This window comes from Crenobacter sp. CS_VA4 (assembly GCF_055597485.1).
In genome coordinates this window covers 39,394-54,018 of the sequence record NZ_JBVMAE010000014.1, presented here as the reverse complement: position 1 = coordinate 54,018, position 14,625 = coordinate 39,394, and the positions used below count along the sequence as shown (strand labels likewise).

Annotated in this window: 23 protein-coding genes; 2 read left to right on the top strand and 21 right to left on the bottom strand. The window is 60.9% G+C overall.

Going from position 1 to position 14,625, the window contains the following annotated elements; translation table 11 throughout:
• Positions 1-94: 94 nt before the first annotated feature.
• The 11 genes from ACZ2IA_RS14400 to ACZ2IA_RS14350 all read right to left on the bottom strand — a co-directional run bounded on the left by ACZ2IA_RS14400 (position 95) and on the right by ACZ2IA_RS14350 (position 6,928).
• Complete coding sequence (locus ACZ2IA_RS14400; RefSeq protein WP_470293280.1) at positions 95-331, bottom strand: VF530 family protein; 237 nt, start codon at positions 329-331, stop codon at positions 95-97.
• Positions 332-506: 175 nt separating this feature from the next.
• The gene (locus ACZ2IA_RS14395) at positions 507-1,037 is read right to left on the bottom strand and encodes a DUF1697 domain-containing protein (protein WP_470293279.1); all 531 of its coding nucleotides are present in this window, start codon (positions 1,035-1,037) and stop codon (positions 507-509) included.
• 55 nt (positions 1,038-1,092) lie between these two features.
• Positions 1,093-1,347 carry a hypothetical protein gene (locus tag ACZ2IA_RS14390; RefSeq protein WP_470293278.1) on the bottom strand — a complete coding sequence of 85 codons (255 nt, stop codon included), beginning with the start codon at positions 1,345-1,347 and terminating at the stop codon, positions 1,093-1,095.
• Between the two features lie 117 nt (positions 1,348-1,464).
• Positions 1,465-1,839 (bottom strand): hypothetical protein, encoded by a 375-nt coding sequence (locus ACZ2IA_RS14385; RefSeq protein WP_470293277.1) that lies wholly within the window; start codon positions 1,837-1,839, stop codon positions 1,465-1,467.
• A 136-nt stretch (positions 1,840-1,975) separates the two neighbouring features.
• Positions 1,976-4,021 carry an elongation factor G gene (gene fusA / locus ACZ2IA_RS14380; RefSeq protein WP_470293276.1) on the bottom strand — a complete coding sequence of 682 codons (2,046 nt, stop codon included), beginning with the start codon at positions 4,019-4,021 and terminating at the stop codon, positions 1,976-1,978.
• 127 nt (positions 4,022-4,148) lie between these two features.
• Complete coding sequence (locus tag ACZ2IA_RS14375) at positions 4,149-4,286, bottom strand: hypothetical protein (RefSeq protein WP_470293275.1); 138 nt, start codon at positions 4,284-4,286, stop codon at positions 4,149-4,151.
• Entirely contained in the window at positions 4,286-4,924 is a 639-nt protein-coding gene (locus tag ACZ2IA_RS14370) for a 2OG-Fe(II) oxygenase family protein (RefSeq protein WP_470293274.1), read from the bottom strand. The genes ACZ2IA_RS14375 and ACZ2IA_RS14370 overlap by 1 nt, the downstream gene beginning before the upstream one ends.
• A gap of 175 nt (positions 4,925-5,099) precedes the next feature.
• Positions 5,100-5,480, bottom strand: a complete 381-nt coding sequence (locus ACZ2IA_RS14365) for a DUF2784 domain-containing protein (RefSeq protein WP_470293273.1) — start codon at positions 5,478-5,480, stop codon at positions 5,100-5,102.
• A 130-nt stretch (positions 5,481-5,610) separates the two neighbouring features.
• On the bottom strand, positions 5,611-6,060 hold the full coding sequence (locus ACZ2IA_RS14360) for a hypothetical protein (RefSeq protein ID WP_470293272.1): 450 nt from the start codon (positions 6,058-6,060) through the stop codon (positions 5,611-5,613).
• 141 nt (positions 6,061-6,201) lie between these two features.
• Positions 6,202-6,636 (bottom strand): methyltransferase family protein, encoded by a 435-nt coding sequence (locus ACZ2IA_RS14355; protein WP_470293271.1) that lies wholly within the window; start codon positions 6,634-6,636, stop codon positions 6,202-6,204.
• Between the two features lies 1 nt (position 6,637).
• Entirely contained in the window at positions 6,638-6,928 is a 291-nt protein-coding gene (locus ACZ2IA_RS14350; protein ID WP_470293270.1) for a hypothetical protein, read from the bottom strand.
• A 31-nt stretch (positions 6,929-6,959) separates the two neighbouring features.
• Between ACZ2IA_RS14350 and ACZ2IA_RS14345 the strand changes: the two genes are divergently transcribed.
• On the top strand, positions 6,960-7,295 hold the full coding sequence (locus ACZ2IA_RS14345) for a hypothetical protein (protein ID WP_470293269.1): 336 nt from the start codon (positions 6,960-6,962) through the stop codon (positions 7,293-7,295).
• 120 nt (positions 7,296-7,415) lie between these two features.
• On the opposite strand, the gene ACZ2IA_RS14340 is transcribed toward ACZ2IA_RS14345, so the two are convergent.
• The 9 genes from ACZ2IA_RS14340 to ACZ2IA_RS14300 all read right to left on the bottom strand — a co-directional run bounded on the left by ACZ2IA_RS14340 (position 7,416) and on the right by ACZ2IA_RS14300 (position 12,939).
• On the bottom strand, positions 7,416-7,847 hold the full coding sequence (locus tag ACZ2IA_RS14340; RefSeq protein ID WP_470293268.1) for a GNAT family N-acetyltransferase: 432 nt from the start codon (positions 7,845-7,847) through the stop codon (positions 7,416-7,418).
• 51 nt (positions 7,848-7,898) lie between these two features.
• The gene (locus tag ACZ2IA_RS14335; protein WP_470293267.1) at positions 7,899-8,279 is read right to left on the bottom strand and encodes a VOC family protein; all 381 of its coding nucleotides are present in this window, start codon (positions 8,277-8,279) and stop codon (positions 7,899-7,901) included.
• A gap of 75 nt (positions 8,280-8,354) precedes the next feature.
• On the bottom strand, positions 8,355-8,849 hold the full coding sequence (locus tag ACZ2IA_RS14330; RefSeq protein WP_470293266.1) for an SRPBCC domain-containing protein: 495 nt from the start codon (positions 8,847-8,849) through the stop codon (positions 8,355-8,357).
• Between the two features lie 82 nt (positions 8,850-8,931).
• A complete protein-coding gene (locus tag ACZ2IA_RS14325) occupies positions 8,932-9,327 on the bottom strand; it encodes a tautomerase family protein (protein ID WP_470293265.1) in 396 nt (131 codons plus the stop codon).
• A 138-nt stretch (positions 9,328-9,465) separates the two neighbouring features.
• Positions 9,466-9,840 carry a hypothetical protein gene (locus ACZ2IA_RS14320; protein WP_470293264.1) on the bottom strand — a complete coding sequence of 125 codons (375 nt, stop codon included), beginning with the start codon at positions 9,838-9,840 and terminating at the stop codon, positions 9,466-9,468.
• A 789-nt stretch (positions 9,841-10,629) separates the two neighbouring features.
• Positions 10,630-11,079, bottom strand: a complete 450-nt coding sequence (locus ACZ2IA_RS14315; RefSeq protein ID WP_470293263.1) for a GNAT family N-acetyltransferase — start codon at positions 11,077-11,079, stop codon at positions 10,630-10,632.
• A 75-nt stretch (positions 11,080-11,154) separates the two neighbouring features.
• Complete coding sequence (locus ACZ2IA_RS14310; RefSeq protein WP_470293262.1) at positions 11,155-11,469, bottom strand: hypothetical protein; 315 nt, start codon at positions 11,467-11,469, stop codon at positions 11,155-11,157.
• A gap of 403 nt (positions 11,470-11,872) precedes the next feature.
• The gene (locus tag ACZ2IA_RS14305) at positions 11,873-12,247 is read right to left on the bottom strand and encodes a DUF7674 family protein (protein WP_470293261.1); all 375 of its coding nucleotides are present in this window, start codon (positions 12,245-12,247) and stop codon (positions 11,873-11,875) included.
• Between the two features lie 59 nt (positions 12,248-12,306).
• On the bottom strand, positions 12,307-12,939 hold the full coding sequence (locus ACZ2IA_RS14300) for a hypothetical protein (RefSeq protein ID WP_470293260.1): 633 nt from the start codon (positions 12,937-12,939) through the stop codon (positions 12,307-12,309).
• A 380-nt stretch (positions 12,940-13,319) separates the two neighbouring features.
• Between ACZ2IA_RS14300 and ACZ2IA_RS14295 the strand changes: the two genes are divergently transcribed.
• On the top strand, positions 13,320-14,135 hold the full coding sequence (locus ACZ2IA_RS14295; protein ID WP_470293259.1) for an undecaprenyl-diphosphate phosphatase: 816 nt from the start codon (positions 13,320-13,322) through the stop codon (positions 14,133-14,135).
• A gap of 144 nt (positions 14,136-14,279) precedes the next feature.
• On the opposite strand, the gene ACZ2IA_RS14290 is transcribed toward ACZ2IA_RS14295, so the two are convergent.
• Entirely contained in the window at positions 14,280-14,576 is a 297-nt protein-coding gene (locus tag ACZ2IA_RS14290; RefSeq protein WP_470293258.1) for a DUF3175 domain-containing protein, read from the bottom strand.
• Between the last annotated feature and the right edge of the window lie 49 nt (positions 14,577-14,625).

Sequence of the window (14,625 nt, the reverse complement as noted above, 5' to 3'; positions counted from 1 at the left end):
GATCCTGACCTGAACCGTGCCGCTGGCGGCATAGCTTGGGCGCGCGTTCCCAGGCGATCTCACCTGGCAGCAGTCGAGCCCCCGCTAAGGTGCCTTATCGGGCTGCCGCGTTGCCCGTCTTGAAGCGCACGTAGAGCTCCTCGACCTGTTGGCGCGCCCAAGGCGTGCGGCGCAGGAAGATCAGGCTCGACTTGAGGCTCGGGTCGTGGGTGAAGCAGCGGATCACGATGCGTTGGCCGAGCTCCGGCCAACCATAGGCGGCCACCAGCTCGGTAAGCATCTTCTCCAGCGTCACGCCGTGGGTGGGATTGTTGGCTTGCGGGTGGCTCATGGTGAGATAGGCACTCAGAACAGGGCCGCCAGTGTACCCCGGCGGCGAAATGGAACGATAAAACCCGGACGCTGGCCTCGACCCGCCCCCGGGTTCCGTCTGCTATTCGGCGGTGACGGGTGCATGTATCGTAGCCTGCCGCTACGCCGAAGCAGGGTCGGCCGCAGCGCCGCACTCACACCAGCAGGTAGCGGTCGACCAGTTGTTCGACCGTGTTGAGGCCGCGCACCGTCGCCTTGGCGCCGAGCCGCTGTTCCAGTCGCGCCCCGGCAAACGGCGAGTCGCTGAAGCGGCCGGCGCACCACCAGTACAGTTCGCGGCCATGAAACTGGAAGCGGTCGGCTTCACCCGCCTCGGCGAGCAGCCGCTGCTGGATCTCAGGTGCCGGCGGCGCGGCGAGGAAGGCGACGTACTGCCCGCCGTCGTCGCGGCCGAACGGCTGGTAGGCGGCGATCGCGACGAGCTCGTCGGCGCTGCGCACGAAGGTCGCCACCTCGTAGCCGAGCGCCTGCTGCAAGCCGCTGGCGATGTGCGCCTCGAACGCCGCCGTATCGTCGTCCGGCGCCGAGAAAATCACGTTGCCGCTGGCGAGATGCGTCGCCACCTCGGCAAAGCCCATCGTCTCGAACAGCCGGCGCAGCTCGTCCATCTTGACGGTGTGCCCGCCGACGTTGATGGCGCGCAGGAAGGCGAAATAGCGTGGCATGGGGTCCTCCCGGTCAGTAGAACAGCGCAGGCAGGTCAACACCGCGGCCGGTCACTCAGCCGATCAGCAGCCCGGCTTCGGCGAGCCGGGCCCTCATCACCGCCAGGCCGCCCTGGTATTCCCAGTACATCACCCGGCCGTGCGACGAGGTCACCAGCAGGTATTTCTCGCTGACCGACTGGATCCGGTCGATCAGCACCAGCTTGTCGGCGAACTGCGCTTCGTTCACCTCTTCGACGATTTCCTGGTTGGCCGCATCGTAGCCGTGGACGACCAGGGCGGTGCGGACAGAGACGGACAGGTATTTCATGGTGACTCCGGGGCAAGGTTCGGATGTGGGGAGGGGGTCGTGCCGGCCCGCAGGCCGGATACATTATGCCATTTGGTTAGCTTGGGCAGCGATATTTTCGGTCAGGAGGGGGTCTAGTCAGCGCGCCAGCGCCCACCAGACCAGCGCGGCGGTCGCCAGCAGCAGCAGGCCGCCCAGCCCGAGCAGGATCCGGGTGCGCACCCGCAAGATCTCGACCGCGCGCACCAGTTGGTCGTTCTGTTCGGCCAGCGACTTGATCAGCGCCGACGACGCCAGCACCTCGCCGCGCAGTTCGGCCACCTGTGCCTCCAAGAGCCGCACCCGCGCGTCGACACCGGACGGCGGCGCTATCCCGTTGTCCTCGCCGGCTGTCCCCTGCTTCTTCTTCACGCGGTGCCAGAGCTTCTCGGCGCCCTGCACGATGGTCGGCGTGGCCGACAGCACATCGCTCCACGGGATGGCTTTGAACGCCGCGATCCAGCTGATCGCCATGGTTTTCCTTTCCGGACGGTGAGCCACGCAGTGGCGGATGGCCGGGTAGGACCGCGCCGGCCGCCATACCGTTCCAAAACAACGGCGGCAGTCAGCCGACTGCCGCCGCCTCATGCCGGCCCGATCAAACCCTGCCTCACTCTTCTTCCAGCTCGACCTGATAGCCCGCCGACAGCCGCTGCTGCACCTCCTGTGGCACCGCGTCGTAGTGGCTGAACAGCAACGCGTAGGCGCCCTGGCCGGCGGTGATCGACTTGAGCCGGCCGGCGTAGCCCTCCAGTTCGGCCAACGGCACCTGGCCGCGGATCAGCACCATCGCCTGCGACAGCGGCTCGGTGCCGGTCACCTGGCCGCGCCGACCGATCAGGTCGGCGGTCAGGTCGCCGAGCCTGGTCTCCGGCGCGGTGATCTCGATCGCGACCACCGGCTCGAGCACGATCGGCCGCGCCGCGCGCAGCGCCTCGAGCATCGCCTTGCGGCCGGCCGCCTGGAACGCAACGTCCTTCGAATCGACCGAATGGCTCTTGCCGTCGTAGACGGTCACCTTGACGTCCTCGACCGGGCAGCCGGCCAACGGGCCGGCCGCCAGCACCGAGCGCACGCCCTTTTCCACCGACACGATGAATTGCGACGGGATCACCCCGCCCTTCACCTCGTCGACGAAGGCGAAGCCGGCGCCGCGCTCCAGCGGCTCGATGCGCAGGTACACCTCGCCGAACTGGCCGGCGCCACCGGTCTGCTTCTTGTGGCGGTTGTGGCCGGCGGCCGGGTGGGTGATCGTTTCGCGGTAGGGCACCCGCGGCGGACGGGTCTGCACCTCCAGCTTATAGGTAGTCGCCATGCGATCGAGCAGGTAGCGCAGGTGCAACTCGCCCATGCCGCGCAGCACCGTCTCGTGCGTGATCGGGTGTTGCTCGACGCGCACGCACGGGTCTTCGGCCGGCAGCCGGTGCAGCACCTCGGCGATGCGCTGCTCGTCGCCGTGCCGCTTTGGCTCGATCGCCAGGCCCTGCATCGGCGTCGGGAACGCCAGCGGCTTCAGATGGATCTGGTCCTCGTCGTGCGAGTCGTGCAACACCGCGTCGAACTCGATCTCGTCGACCTTGACGACCGCGCCGAAGTCGCCGGGAATCAGGCTGTCGACTTCGTCGTAGCGCTTGCCCTGCAACCGCAGCAGGTGGCCGACCTTGAACGGCTTCTTGCCGTCGCCGACGTACAGCAGGCTGTCGCGGCGCACCGTGCCCTGGTGGACGCGGAACACCCCGAGCTTGCCGACGAACGGGTCGATCACCACCTTGAACACGTGCGCGAGCACGTGGCGGGTCGGGTCGGGCGCCGAGCGGAACGGCACCGCCGCGTCGCCTTCGCCCTTATAGAACAGCGGCGGGTTGCCCTCGGCCGGGTTCGGTGCCAGTTTGGCAAGCACGTCGAGCAGTTCCGGCACCCCGGCGCCGCTACGCGCCGACACGAAACACAGCGGGATCAGATGCCCGTCGCGCAGCGCCCGCTCCAACGGCGCGTGCAACTCCTCCGGGCTGACCTCGCCCTGCTCCAGATAGCGCGCCATCAGTGCCTCGTCGACCTCGACCACCTGGTCGACCAGCGCCTGGTGCGCCTCGGCCACCGATGAAAAATCGGCCTCGCCGGCCGGATTGAAGAAGCAGTCGACCACCCGGCTCGCGCCGCCGGCCGGTAGGTTGATCGGCAACACCTCACGGCCGAACGTCTCGCGCAGCTGCGCCAGCAAGCCCGGCAGGTCGACCCGTTCGGCGTCGATCTTGTTGACCACCAGGATCCGGCACAGGCCGCGTTCGCCGGCCCAGTTCATCATCCGCCGGGTCGACAGCTCGATGCCGTTCTGCGCGTTGACCACCACCAGCGCCGTCTCCACCGCGGTCAGCGCCGCCAGCGCTTGGCCGATGAAGTCGTGATAGCCGGGGGTGTCGATCAGCCGCACCTCGGCGCCGCCGTGGCGGAAGTGCGCCAGCGCCGAGCCGAGCGAGTGCAGGTACTCGCGCTCCAGCGGATCGAAATCGCACACCGTGTCGCCGCGCTCCACCGTCCCCGCCGCGGTGATCGCACCGCTCTTGAACAGCAGCGCTTCGGCCAACGTTGTTTTGCCGCTGTCGCCGTGACCGACCAGTGCGACAGAGCGGATGGCTTCGACCGGGTAGTTAGGCATGACCGTCTCCGAGCGTAAGGTGTTTGGAGTATAGGCAGACGCCGCACGGGCGCGTCAGGGAGAAAATGTGTATGGGGTCATTCGGCTTCGGCGCGCGGCAACGGCGGGAAGATTTCGTTAGCGACTCTTAGCCGTTAGTTTCGCTCGGCCGATAGCTCCAGCGCGGGATCAAGAGCAGCACGAGCAGCGACAGCACCGCGACCAGCGCGGTGATCCACACCACCGCCGCGTTGGCGGCGATCCGCTCCGGGTAGATCTTCACCACTACCAGAGCGGCCGGCTCAGGTTCTCGGTGAAGGCACTGAACATGATATTGAAGCTGACGCTGATCCGTTCCGCCTCGCTCCGACTCGCGTCGACCGAGTGCTGCAGGTAGGACGGAAACAGCAGCAGCGTGCCGTTCTGCACCTGGACCACCACCTGGTCGGTATTCTCGGCGGTGAGCTCCACCACCGGCGGCCGGATGATCCCGGTCTGCACACGCGGGTCGTGGAAATTGATCGTGTCGGCGCCCGGATGGGTGCGCACGTAATACGCGCCGCTCAAGAAATTGTTCGGGTGGCTGTGCGCCCGGTGCGCCGCCCCCGGGGCCAGCACCGTGGCCCAGCAGCCGGTGATCTCGAAGTCGTCGTAGCCGATGCGCAAGAAGCGCAGAATGCCTTTGGCCGCCTTGTCGATGCAGGCGACCAAGTCCTGCAGTTCGTCGCGTTGATGCAGCGTCTGCTCCGACTGCCAGCCCTGGCCCGCTGCCAGCCCGGCCGGCCGGAGTCCTGCCAGCACGCGCAGAATATCGGCGTCGATCGCCTGATGCCGCGCCGGCTGGAGCTGGATCTTCCATACCAGCGACGGAAACATCGGCAACACCTCCGACGTCTCGAACCACGAGTCTTGCTGTTTCGCCATGAGCCGGCCCGTCCCGTGCGTTGATGCCGATTCGGTCTGTTAGGCAGCGTACCGCGACCTTGGTAGAAAGCCTGTTATAGACCCGATCACAGCCGGGTTGGCGGCAAAAAGGCGGGAAGAGGCAAACCGGAACGCGGCTTCGCTGCACAGAAGCGCGGCCACGCCCCGTGTCTGCTCAGCGACCGGGATACCTGCCCCGCGCGCGCCGATACAGCAGCAGCCCGTAGATGGCGCCGTTGACGAGCAGCACCACCGCCCCGAGCACCAGCTGAACGGAGCGGGTCAGGCCGGCCGGGTACAGCAAGGGGAGGAGGTAGTGCGCGATGAAACTGCCCCGATACGGCACTTCGCCGGCGGCTTGGCGCAACTGCTGCTCGAGCGGCGTCAGCGGGCAAATCCAGCCGAAGAACTCGAGCAGCGCTCCCCAGACAACGGCCGGCAGGTGAACATAGGCAAGCCGGGGCCAACGCAGCACCAGCAAGCCGCCCAGCACGACGAACAGCACGAAACCGAAGTGGATCAGTACGACGATGTCTGCCGCAATGTGTTCGACCATGGGACCTCGCTCGAGGCAGCACGATGACGCCAACAGGCTGGGGCCGAGCCGCTAAGCGGCAGGCATGAGCTCGGCGAGCCTTGTCCGCCGATGGCTAACGTTGGCCGAACGGTTACCGGGCACCGCCCTCTCACTTCGCGAGCTGGCTCACCAACGCGTCGACCGCGCTCTTCGTGGCGTCGGCCTCCGGGCCCGCCGCCCCGACGATGATCAGCGACGCGGTCTGTGGACACGACAGCAACACGGTATTTCCCTGTAACGCACCGAACCAGAGCAACCCGCCTTCGCCGCCCCAGGTGGCCTGGTGGACATTGCTCACCTGGGCCCGGCCCAGCGCGGCGGGCAGCCGTTCCGGACACTCCGTCGTGGGGAACACCCGCGTCACCGTGTCGATACTGACTCTCGGCAAACTGGGCTGTTTGGTCGAGGCCGGGCCCGACGCTTCATTCCTCGCGTAGATCTTCGGCGGCCACAGTTCCACCGTCCGGTTGTCGATGATGGCGTAGCTCACCAGCAGGACGACATAGGCGGCCGCCGCCAGGATCAGCCAATTCGGCAGCTTCTTGAGGAGTTCCTCCATGCGGCGCCTCCTGATTCGTGGGTCCTTACGCACCGCTAGCCGGGCACCCGGCAAGGGCTTCGACTGCCCAACAAACTCAAGCTAGGCCAAGCCTCCCGACGCCGCCAGCCTAGCCGTCCCCAGGGCCACGAAAACCGACCGCTAGAAGACGTGCGGCAGCATCCGTTTCGTCGTTCGAGCGTACTCGCGATACTCCGGGTAAACCGCCGCCACTAGCCGCTCTTCGCACAGCATTCGAGCCAGCGCGCCGCCAACGAGCACCCCGCCCAACAGGATACTCATCACCGCCCCATCCACCAGCACGCCGGCCCAGCCAAACAAGCAGGCCCCGGTGTAGATCGGATGCCGAATGAAGCGGTACGGCCCCGAGGTGACCAGCCCGCCGGCCGTGGGATTCGCCGCCGCGTGGAAGCTGCGCCACCCGAAGCTCACCCGGGCCCAGACCATCAGCGCGACCGCGGCGCACTGCGCCGCAACGACGACAGGCGCCGCCGAGAACAACGCACCGCGCAGCCACAGCCCCGTCATCGCCAGCGCCATCAGCAGCAACGCCCCGAGTGACAGCACCCTTAACATGTCAGCCGCGCCGCACCCAGATGACCTTGCCGCCGGCGAGCCCCAGATTACGCCGCTCCGGCACATAGTCCATCGTGCCGGGAAGGCTCTGACCATCCCGTTCCGAAACCCGCCATGGGCAGCCCTTCAGCAAGGTCGCGGCGTCCGTTTCGGTCTTGCCGACCAGTGCCTGGTCATCCAGCTTGTTAGCGCTACAACTGAGGCCCACCGTCTCAGGCATGGGTAGTGCTTCCTTCGCCGCGCAGCCGGCTATCGCCAGCAGGGCGGTCAATGCAAAGGCCATTCGATACATCACGTCTCCTTTCCCAAATGGGGTCTTGTCATTGCTGGCCGGCCTGCCGTCAGGCGTGACCAGGCTCCAGATAAATCCGTTCCCAGATATCGCCGTCCAGATCCTGGAAACCGTGCCCGGACATGAAACAGTGGTCCTACGGCGCCTTGTACGTGCTGCCGGCGGCGGTGGCGGTCTTGCGCACCGTCTCGTCGACCGCTTGCCGACTGTCGCACGACGGCAAACCAGCTCCTCGGTGGTGCGCGTCGCGTCGCAGATCGGGTTCGGCGTGAAGGTCCTGAATTTTTCCTCGGTCGGCAGCATGACGTCGATGTCGTCGGACACCACCATGCACGCGGCTTCCTCGTTGGTGAAATGCGGATTGTAAGAGTCGCAAACAAAACTCTCCTGCACTAGTCAATGCGAGCCGCTTTTGTCCTGGACCCGTTAACCCGCGATACCAAAGCGGAAACAGCGCTCAGCACTGCGCGCCCGGGCAAATGACCCGCTAGTTGTCCTCGATCAGCCCCTTCTCCAGCGCCCGGACCGGGTTGTCAAACAAGGCCATGGCGGTAGTCATGCGCTGAAAGCCGAGCTGCTGGTAGAAGCCCTCCTTGCCGGGAAAGGTGTACAGGATGATCTTCCTGTGCCCCTGCGACAGCGCGACCAGCCGCGCCACGATCGCCTTGCCGATACCCTGGCCCTGATGGCTAGGATGCACCGCCACATCACAGATGTAAGAACAATCGACCCCGTCGGCCAACGCCCGCCCGGCCCCGACCAACCGCCCCTCGTCGAACACGAAGCAGCGAAACCGGCTGTTGGCAAACGCCACGGCCAGATCGGCCGCCGGCTTCTCGCCCAGCGGGGTGGCGCGATATAGTGCGGCGAGCGCCGCCCAGTCCACCCCGTCCAACGTCTCTTTCCATTCCAATGCCAAGGCAAGGCTCCTATGCAGCAAATCGGTTCGGCGCATAACGGCGCAGAGCTCTCAGCTCGTCTTGAGCCGCCACGGCGGGTTCTTGCGCTGCTCGCCGGCCCAGAACAGGCAAAGCTCGTTACCCGCCGGGTCCTTCAGGCGGGCCTCACGCCACAGCCAAGGCTCGTCGGTCGGTGGCTGGGTGAACGCAATGCCTTGCGCCTGCAGCTGCGCCACCCGGGCATCGAGATCGACACACTCGAAATAGACAACGACGCCGGACTCGGCCGGCAAGTGATCCACCTGATGGATCGAGAAGGTCGCCTCACCCTCCGGGCATTCGAACCGCGCATAGTGGGGCGCACCGACGATCTGGGTGAAGCCCATCGCACGGTAAAACGCGGCGGACCGCTCGATGTCGGCAGCGGGGAGGGTGACTTGGTTGAGGTTCATACAGGCATGTCCCTCGAGGAGTGACGTTGGCGTTCCGCCCCCGCCCAAAACGGCTCAGCGGAACGGTTGATTAGACTAGACGGCCGGCGGCCAGCCGGCTTGAGCCTGGCGCTCCAGCGCCCCCAGCCACAGCTGGTGATACTTGTGCATGCGCCAGGGCATCACCAGGTCGCTGAGACGGGCCAGCCAACCGTGCTGGGTTTCCTCGGTCAGCACCCGGCAACCCCGCTCGGATGGCTGCAACACCCAGGCGTGATAGGCGTCGATGCCGAAAGCCCGGGCATCCCACGCGATCCTCTCCCCCGGCACATACTCCAGCACCGTCGACGTGATGGTGATGCCGAAGGTCTTCCAGCGGAAGCGGGTGCCTGCCTGAAGGTCGTGCCCCAGCCCGTCGAGAAGGCGGACGCTCGCGGAATTGGCATACCAACCGGGCCACAGCGTGGCGCGCGTCAACCATGCCCACACGCATGCCGGACTGGCCGCCATGTCCAGTTCGTTACGCACATGGACGGGGCAGTGGCCGGGTTGGTAGGCATCGGGCCATTGCACTTCGGGGGACGGTGTCATCTGCTCCTCACGCTAACGCCTGAGTTAAGGGGCTGGTAAAAGCGGCACGCTTTTACCAGCCCCTTTGAACGAAAAGTTAGAACTAGACTTCCACCTTGAAGCCCAACTCAACATCACAACCAGCTTGGCCCCCACGAATACCCCAATTCTCTTTTGATATTTCCCTGAGAAGAATTTTTACGTGGTCTTTTGGTATGCCAAATAGCTCAAGGTTATTAACGATGGCCTGATAAAGAGTCCGTTTTGCATCGAGGGAACGCCCCGCAAAAGCGTCAATGCTTATGTGGGTATAAAACTCAGGCTTTTCTCTAGTGAGAGGACATGCAAAACGATGTGGCTCGTGAACAATTAGGCGAACATTTTTGTCACCCGGCAGAATTTTGAAAGCCTCACGCAGAGCCAAATGAACAGCTTCCATAAGAGCTATTTCTTGCTCCTGCGTGTATTGTTGCCTTACTTCAATTAGCACGCTTGGCATAACGTCTCCATTGGTCTCTTCTAACGCGCTAAATAACCGGCGCGCGCAGCGCGTCCGGTTGATTTTGGTGTTAGGCTGCCTGATAAGTACCACCTTCCCAAGCAGCCCTACTGCTTCGCACTTTACTTTTAGCGTCTGCTAAATCCATTCGCCATTTACATTTACGAGCGCACAGGGACGCTCACCAGATTTCAGGGATTTCGAGCATTCACGCAATGCGGCCTCTTTGGCAAATTCAGCCGTGGTCATATCACTAACAAAGCCCCATGCGCCGTCTGGAGATAGAGCGAAGGCCTTGTTATTTTCAGATTTAACATAATGGTCTTTGTAATCAGCCATGGCCTCTTTATACATTAGCGCGTCTTCTCCTGCAATTGCCCCACCAGCATACAGAAAGATAGAAGCTGCAAGTATAGTTTTTAATTTATTCATATTTAAAATTGTTCCAAAATCAAAAACAACTACAATTTTAAACAAAGACTCGCTACCCAGCGACCTAAAAAACATCACCATTCAGCCAAACTGTAGTTGATTTGCAAAATCGTTAAACTTGCCGTACCTAACGAATGACACAACGGGCACGCGGCGCGCCGCGTGTCCCAGTTAATGGCAATGTTAGGATGCCTACCAAGAAGCACGGACCTACGCGTACCACCGTCTTTTACTGGTGGCATTCACCACCATCGTTTTTAATTACCACCCGGTTTTTACCACGATGGCATCAAAAATATCACTAGCTATTTATCTTTTCACTTGGCGAACAAGAAGCGAATAAGCCCAAGTGAGAAGGCAAATAGATACCCATACGCAAATCGGTCTATGCGCAGCAATGTCTGACCACGGCGTGCCCGCAAAGCTCCTATGGCATACATAAGCAAGCCAACCATGATGGGAGTGATCATAAGGTTGATTCGTCGTAAATGTTCAGTGTGCATCAAGTGCACGGGAAATGCCAAGAGACTAATGCCGCCAATAACAGCGCCAAAAATGCAGTAGCCGAGAGCGGAAAGCCAAGGGTTCGGTGATGGCCGAAATGGTTCTACTACCGAATGTAGCCCAAGCTCAACTAGCATTTCTAGAAGTAACTGAAGCAGAAATTCACCAAAAATTTCTAACATAAACTCAAGCATGAGCAGCAAAGTAGATAATGTCTAATCGGTGTAGCCATAGCCACCGACCGTAATTGGCCACGAAATCGCGGATGAAAAACAAACCAACGCGGGGCGAATTAATTGGCCCTAACGATAAAGGTAACTGGTGGCAAAATGCGCCAGCATTTTGGCATCCCGGTTGACCGCCGTGTTAGCCGTTTTCTGGAAAGCGCTGCATTGTATTGGCCAAAACAGTAACACCACTATACGAAGCCTCAAATTCCTTGACAATTTTGAATCCGTATTGAGTGTATAGGTTCTTTGCTACGGTATTGGATTTTGCAACGTGCAAAGTAACTGATCCGGATATTTTGGATAGCATATGTTCCAAGAGACGCTTTCCAATACCTTTTCCTCTGCCGTTTGGATGAACAAATAGCGATCTGATTTCCGTTCCGCAACTTGCAGCAAAACCAACAATTCCATCATCCTCGCAGACAATAACATCTGATTCGTTAAACAACGCTAAACGAGCCAAGTCTTTATCCAGTGGAATGAGCTCAAAATGGCGATCTTCAAACCTGAGTTCATCAAGCTTGGATAGCGCGTAAATCTCAAGAACGGTGGCAAAGTCGTTGTCGGTGAATTTTCTGATGTTCATAGAAGGCTAACGCCTGAGTTAAGGGGCCTGCGCCAGCAGGTCCCAGCGCCCAAAGGGCGCGTCTTCAACGAAATGTTAGACCGTGGGCTCAATAACCACACTATCAGCAGTAATGGTGATTGCCCCAATGTCGCCTTCTAAGGTCAAAATGTTTGAATGCATACTGATACTTTCAATTTCCCCTAGTGAAGGCACCCCTTCATAAGTGGTAAAGCCAGCCCTTATATTTAACCCAATAAACTTTACCTGAATCTGGCTTGTATCTTTGTTATGCGCAAACACTTTGTATTTAGCACCATCAGAGGCCAACACAATGAGTTCTACATACAGTGAATTATCATCGCACTGTAGTGATAGAAGATTGGACTCTTCAATAACCTCTAAACTCATTCTTGCCTTCTAACGCCTGAGTTAAGGGGCCGACAAAAGCGCCAGCTTTTGGCGGTCCCGTTTGAACGAACAGTTAGGCACAAACCACTCCTACGACCCGATGCCTAACAAAACCTGAAACCGCGCTTTTACGCCAAACAGCCTGACACCGTCTGAACCCTGAAACCCCGCCGGCTTGCCCCACCGGAGCAAACTGCTCAACGCCTGGCCCACTTACCCGGTGGGGAAAACGGATGGCTCCGACGAAGAGCACCCAAACAAGCAACGGGCACCTTCGGCCAACCTGCTGAAACAGCCAAAACGCTAAGGTTGGCCGAACCTCTTTGGTTTTAACGGTTAACGCCTGAGATCAGCGGCCCGCTTCAGCGGGTCCGCTGGATTGACTTGTTAGGTGCTTAGTTGACTAGGCCATATTCCTCCAATGCTCTTCTAAGCCTTCCAAATCCCTGAGCATGGTTGTTCCGAGCATATCTCGCGCCTTCAAGAAAGCTTGGGCAGACTCGCCGAGAAAGACGTTTTCCAGATACGACACAACGATCGCATTCAATAGCTCACTGGAAGCCCTGCTACGGACCTCCTCCAAGAAGCGAAAGTGCTCTTCAACTAGGGTGAAGTTACCTACCTGGATTGCACTAAGCGTGCAACGTGCAAAGTCTCCCATTTCGCAATGAAGTAGTCCCTCTGAGATGTCCATGATCTCAGATGCAACCTTGGGGAATCGCAAAGTAAGCGCGGAAATAAATTCATCACGCCCCCACTGCTCTTGGTGAGTAGTCATGCTGCACCTAACGTTTGACTTAAGTGGACCGCCGTAGGCGGGTCCGCTTGAAGGAAGGGTTAGGCCTGTCCAATTTGATGCTCCCACAACGCGGACTCCAATTGCACAGATTGTGGCAAGAGCCGATCGATCGCAGTCGCAAGCTCCTGAAGATCGTATTCCTCGCCGCGAAAGCTAAACGCATTCCTCGACGGATCGAACCAGCGCATCATGTCCGTGGCGGCCAAGCCGACGATTGCGTTCCGAGGGCCAATTGTGTCACTTGCGATATTTCGATTGACGCTGGTTTGCCGCCAATGATCTAGTCGTTCGTCGTAGTGCTCTAGGTGGTCGCGGAGCGTCCGATTCCGCAGGCAGTTGTGTTCGTCTAGCGCGTATAGCTGCCTTAGTGAGACTGCTCGCTGAACCTTGTCGATCTGTCCGATCCGCGCTTCGTACTGGTTCGCGGATTCGTTCTCCCGTTGCTTCGGAACAGGCGGCCAGAACAATCTGGATACGTTGCTAGCGTGGGTGAGAAAGCTATGTATCTGTCGGAACACCTCAGCATGAAAGAACGTACGCCTGGCTGCGTCTGGAGTGGAGCCGACCCCAAGCTGCTGTAGCGCATTGTTCAAACCGCCTATCGCGTTTAGCGCGAACTGGCACTGAGTCTTGATCTCGCCGACATACACGCGCTGAAGGAATGTGTCCATGAGCTCTGGGGCCTAACTAGAATTAGACGTCCTAAAAGACGTAAAAAAAAGGCGTCGGTTGCCGTTTTGTTCAGCCCCGACCACTCTGGACAGCTTGCCACATCAGCGTCTATGACAAAAGGGTTGACGTAAACATACAGGCAAACACGTCGTGTCTTCGCCCGAGCGGCTCGATCAGTAGGGCTGGCGCCCGCTTCGGCGCCCCTGGTAAGACCGCCCATTGGAATACATCTACGGCCAGCGTACCGTCCTTGGCGCCGGGCGCCCGCTCGCGATTTCCCCACCAAGCCGACACCAGCGGCCGGATCCTGTGCATCTCGTAACAAATCCGTTCACACGGGCCCGCTACAATTCCCGGCAGTTATCCACAGGACCCTGCCATGACACTGCTGCAAACCATTCTGATGGCCATCGTGCAAGGCATCAGCGAGCTGTTTCCGATCTCCAGCGTGGCGCACGCGGTGCTGACGCCGTGGGCGTTTCACTGGAACCTGACGCCCGAATTCCTGAAGGTGCATTTCCTGCCGGTGGTGGTGCTGTTGCACCTCGGCACCGCGGTGGCGCTGCTGCTGTATTTCCGCCAGGACTGGATCGCCTACGCGAAGAGCCTGGTCGGCGGACGCGACCCGGTGGCGCGGCGTGAGCTGCAGCTGGTGGTGGTCGGCACGGTGCCGGCAGCGCTGCTCGGGCTGATTTTCGAGAAGGCACTGAAGGGGATGTTCGCCAACGTGATGTTTGCGGCGATCTTCCTGATCGTGAACGGGGTGATCCTGTTCGTCGGCGAGAAGGCGCGCAGCCGCGGCCGCAAGGAGCTGACCGAGCTGACCTATTCGCAGGCGCTGGGGGTGGGTCTCGCGCAGTCGCTGGCGCTGATTCCGGGCTTTTCGCGCTCGGGCGCCAGCATGGTGGCGGGCTTCTGGGCCGGGCTGAGCCACGGCGCGGCGGCGCGCTTCTCGATGCTGCTGGCCACACCGATCATCGTCGGCGCCAGCGTGCTGGAGATCCCGAAGCTGGCCCGCCAGGCCGACCCGGCGATCTTCCAGACCGCGCTGGTCGGCGGGGTGGTGGCCGGGGTGGTGGCGTATTTGAGCGTGTGGGCGCTGATGAGCTGGTTCAAGCGCCACGAGGTGAACGCGATGCGGCCGTTTGCGCTGTATTGCTGGATCGTCGGCGCGCTGGTGCTGTTCTTCCACTGAGCCAGCGTCCGGACCTATGTAAAACGGCAGCCCACGGGCTGCCGTTTTTCGTCGACCATTTGCGCAGCCTTCATCGGGCGGGCAGCCGCTTGCTGGTGACCACCCCCTCGATGGACAGCTTAGGTGGCGCTTCAGTCTTCATCCTCACGGCCTTCGCCGTGGTTTTCCATAGAGTGCACGGAGTTCATCCTTTGCCATCTCCAGACGTTCACGCTGTGGGGCTGACAGCTTGCGTCCCATTCGATTGATGTAGAAGTTGAGCATCGACATCGCCGAGCGAAACGGGTCCGTCTTCCTTCTGTCGCTACGCTCGGCCGACCTCTGCAGCGACAAGGCGATTTGACGAGGGTCATCGAGAGTGAACACGCCGGGCTCCAGATCCAAGGCATTGCTGTTTTCCGTCACCCTCTGGGACCATTGCTGTCGTGTCTGAGCAACCATTCTGCCAATCCGGTTCGTACCGCTCTGTCCGCCCAACACTTGAGTTAAG

Coding starts and splice junctions, on each gene's coding strand:
- ACZ2IA_RS14300 (WP_470293260.1), bottom strand. CDS start 12,939: ATGGACACATTCCTTCAGCGCGTGTATGTCGGCGAGATCAAGACTCAG.
- ACZ2IA_RS14370 (WP_470293274.1), bottom strand. CDS start 4,924: ATGGCGAAACAGCAAGACTCGTGGTTCGAGACGTCGGAGGTGTTGCCG.
- ACZ2IA_RS14290 (WP_470293258.1), bottom strand. CDS start 14,576: ATGGTTGCTCAGACACGACAGCAATGGTCCCAGAGGGTGACGGAAAAC.
- ACZ2IA_RS14295 (WP_470293259.1), top strand. CDS start 13,320: ATGACACTGCTGCAAACCATTCTGATGGCCATCGTGCAAGGCATCAGC.
- fusA (WP_470293276.1), bottom strand. CDS start 4,021: ATGCCTAACTACCCGGTCGAAGCCATCCGCTCTGTCGCACTGGTCGGT.
- ACZ2IA_RS14305 (WP_470293261.1), bottom strand. CDS start 12,247: ATGACTACTCACCAAGAGCAGTGGGGGCGTGATGAATTTATTTCCGCG.
- ACZ2IA_RS14310 (WP_470293262.1), bottom strand. CDS start 11,469: ATGAGTTTAGAGGTTATTGAAGAGTCCAATCTTCTATCACTACAGTGC.
- ACZ2IA_RS14385 (WP_470293277.1), bottom strand. CDS start 1,839: ATGGCGATCAGCTGGATCGCGGCGTTCAAAGCCATCCCGTGGAGCGAT.
- ACZ2IA_RS14365 (WP_470293273.1), bottom strand. CDS start 5,480: ATGGTCGAACACATTGCGGCAGACATCGTCGTACTGATCCACTTCGGT.
- ACZ2IA_RS14390 (WP_470293278.1), bottom strand. CDS start 1,347: ATGAAATACCTGTCCGTCTCTGTCCGCACCGCCCTGGTCGTCCACGGC.
- ACZ2IA_RS14395 (WP_470293279.1), bottom strand. CDS start 1,037: ATGCCACGCTATTTCGCCTTCCTGCGCGCCATCAACGTCGGCGGGCAC.
- ACZ2IA_RS14330 (WP_470293266.1), bottom strand. CDS start 8,849: ATGACACCGTCCCCCGAAGTGCAATGGCCCGATGCCTACCAACCCGGC.
- ACZ2IA_RS14350 (WP_470293270.1), bottom strand. CDS start 6,928: ATGTATCGAATGGCCTTTGCATTGACCGCCCTGCTGGCGATAGCCGGC.
- ACZ2IA_RS14360 (WP_470293272.1), bottom strand. CDS start 6,060: ATGGAGGAACTCCTCAAGAAGCTGCCGAATTGGCTGATCCTGGCGGCG.
- ACZ2IA_RS14325 (WP_470293265.1), bottom strand. CDS start 9,327: ATGCCAAGCGTGCTAATTGAAGTAAGGCAACAATACACGCAGGAGCAA.
- ACZ2IA_RS14355 (WP_470293271.1), bottom strand. CDS start 6,636: ATGTTAAGGGTGCTGTCACTCGGGGCGTTGCTGCTGATGGCGCTGGCG.
- ACZ2IA_RS14400 (WP_470293280.1), bottom strand. CDS start 331: ATGAGCCACCCGCAAGCCAACAATCCCACCCACGGCGTGACGCTGGAG.
- ACZ2IA_RS14315 (WP_470293263.1), bottom strand. CDS start 11,079: ATGAACATCAGAAAATTCACCGACAACGACTTTGCCACCGTTCTTGAG.
- ACZ2IA_RS14335 (WP_470293267.1), bottom strand. CDS start 8,279: ATGAACCTCAACCAAGTCACCCTCCCCGCTGCCGACATCGAGCGGTCC.
- ACZ2IA_RS14320 (WP_470293264.1), bottom strand. CDS start 9,840: ATGGTGATGTTTTTTAGGTCGCTGGGTAGCGAGTCTTTGTTTAAAATT.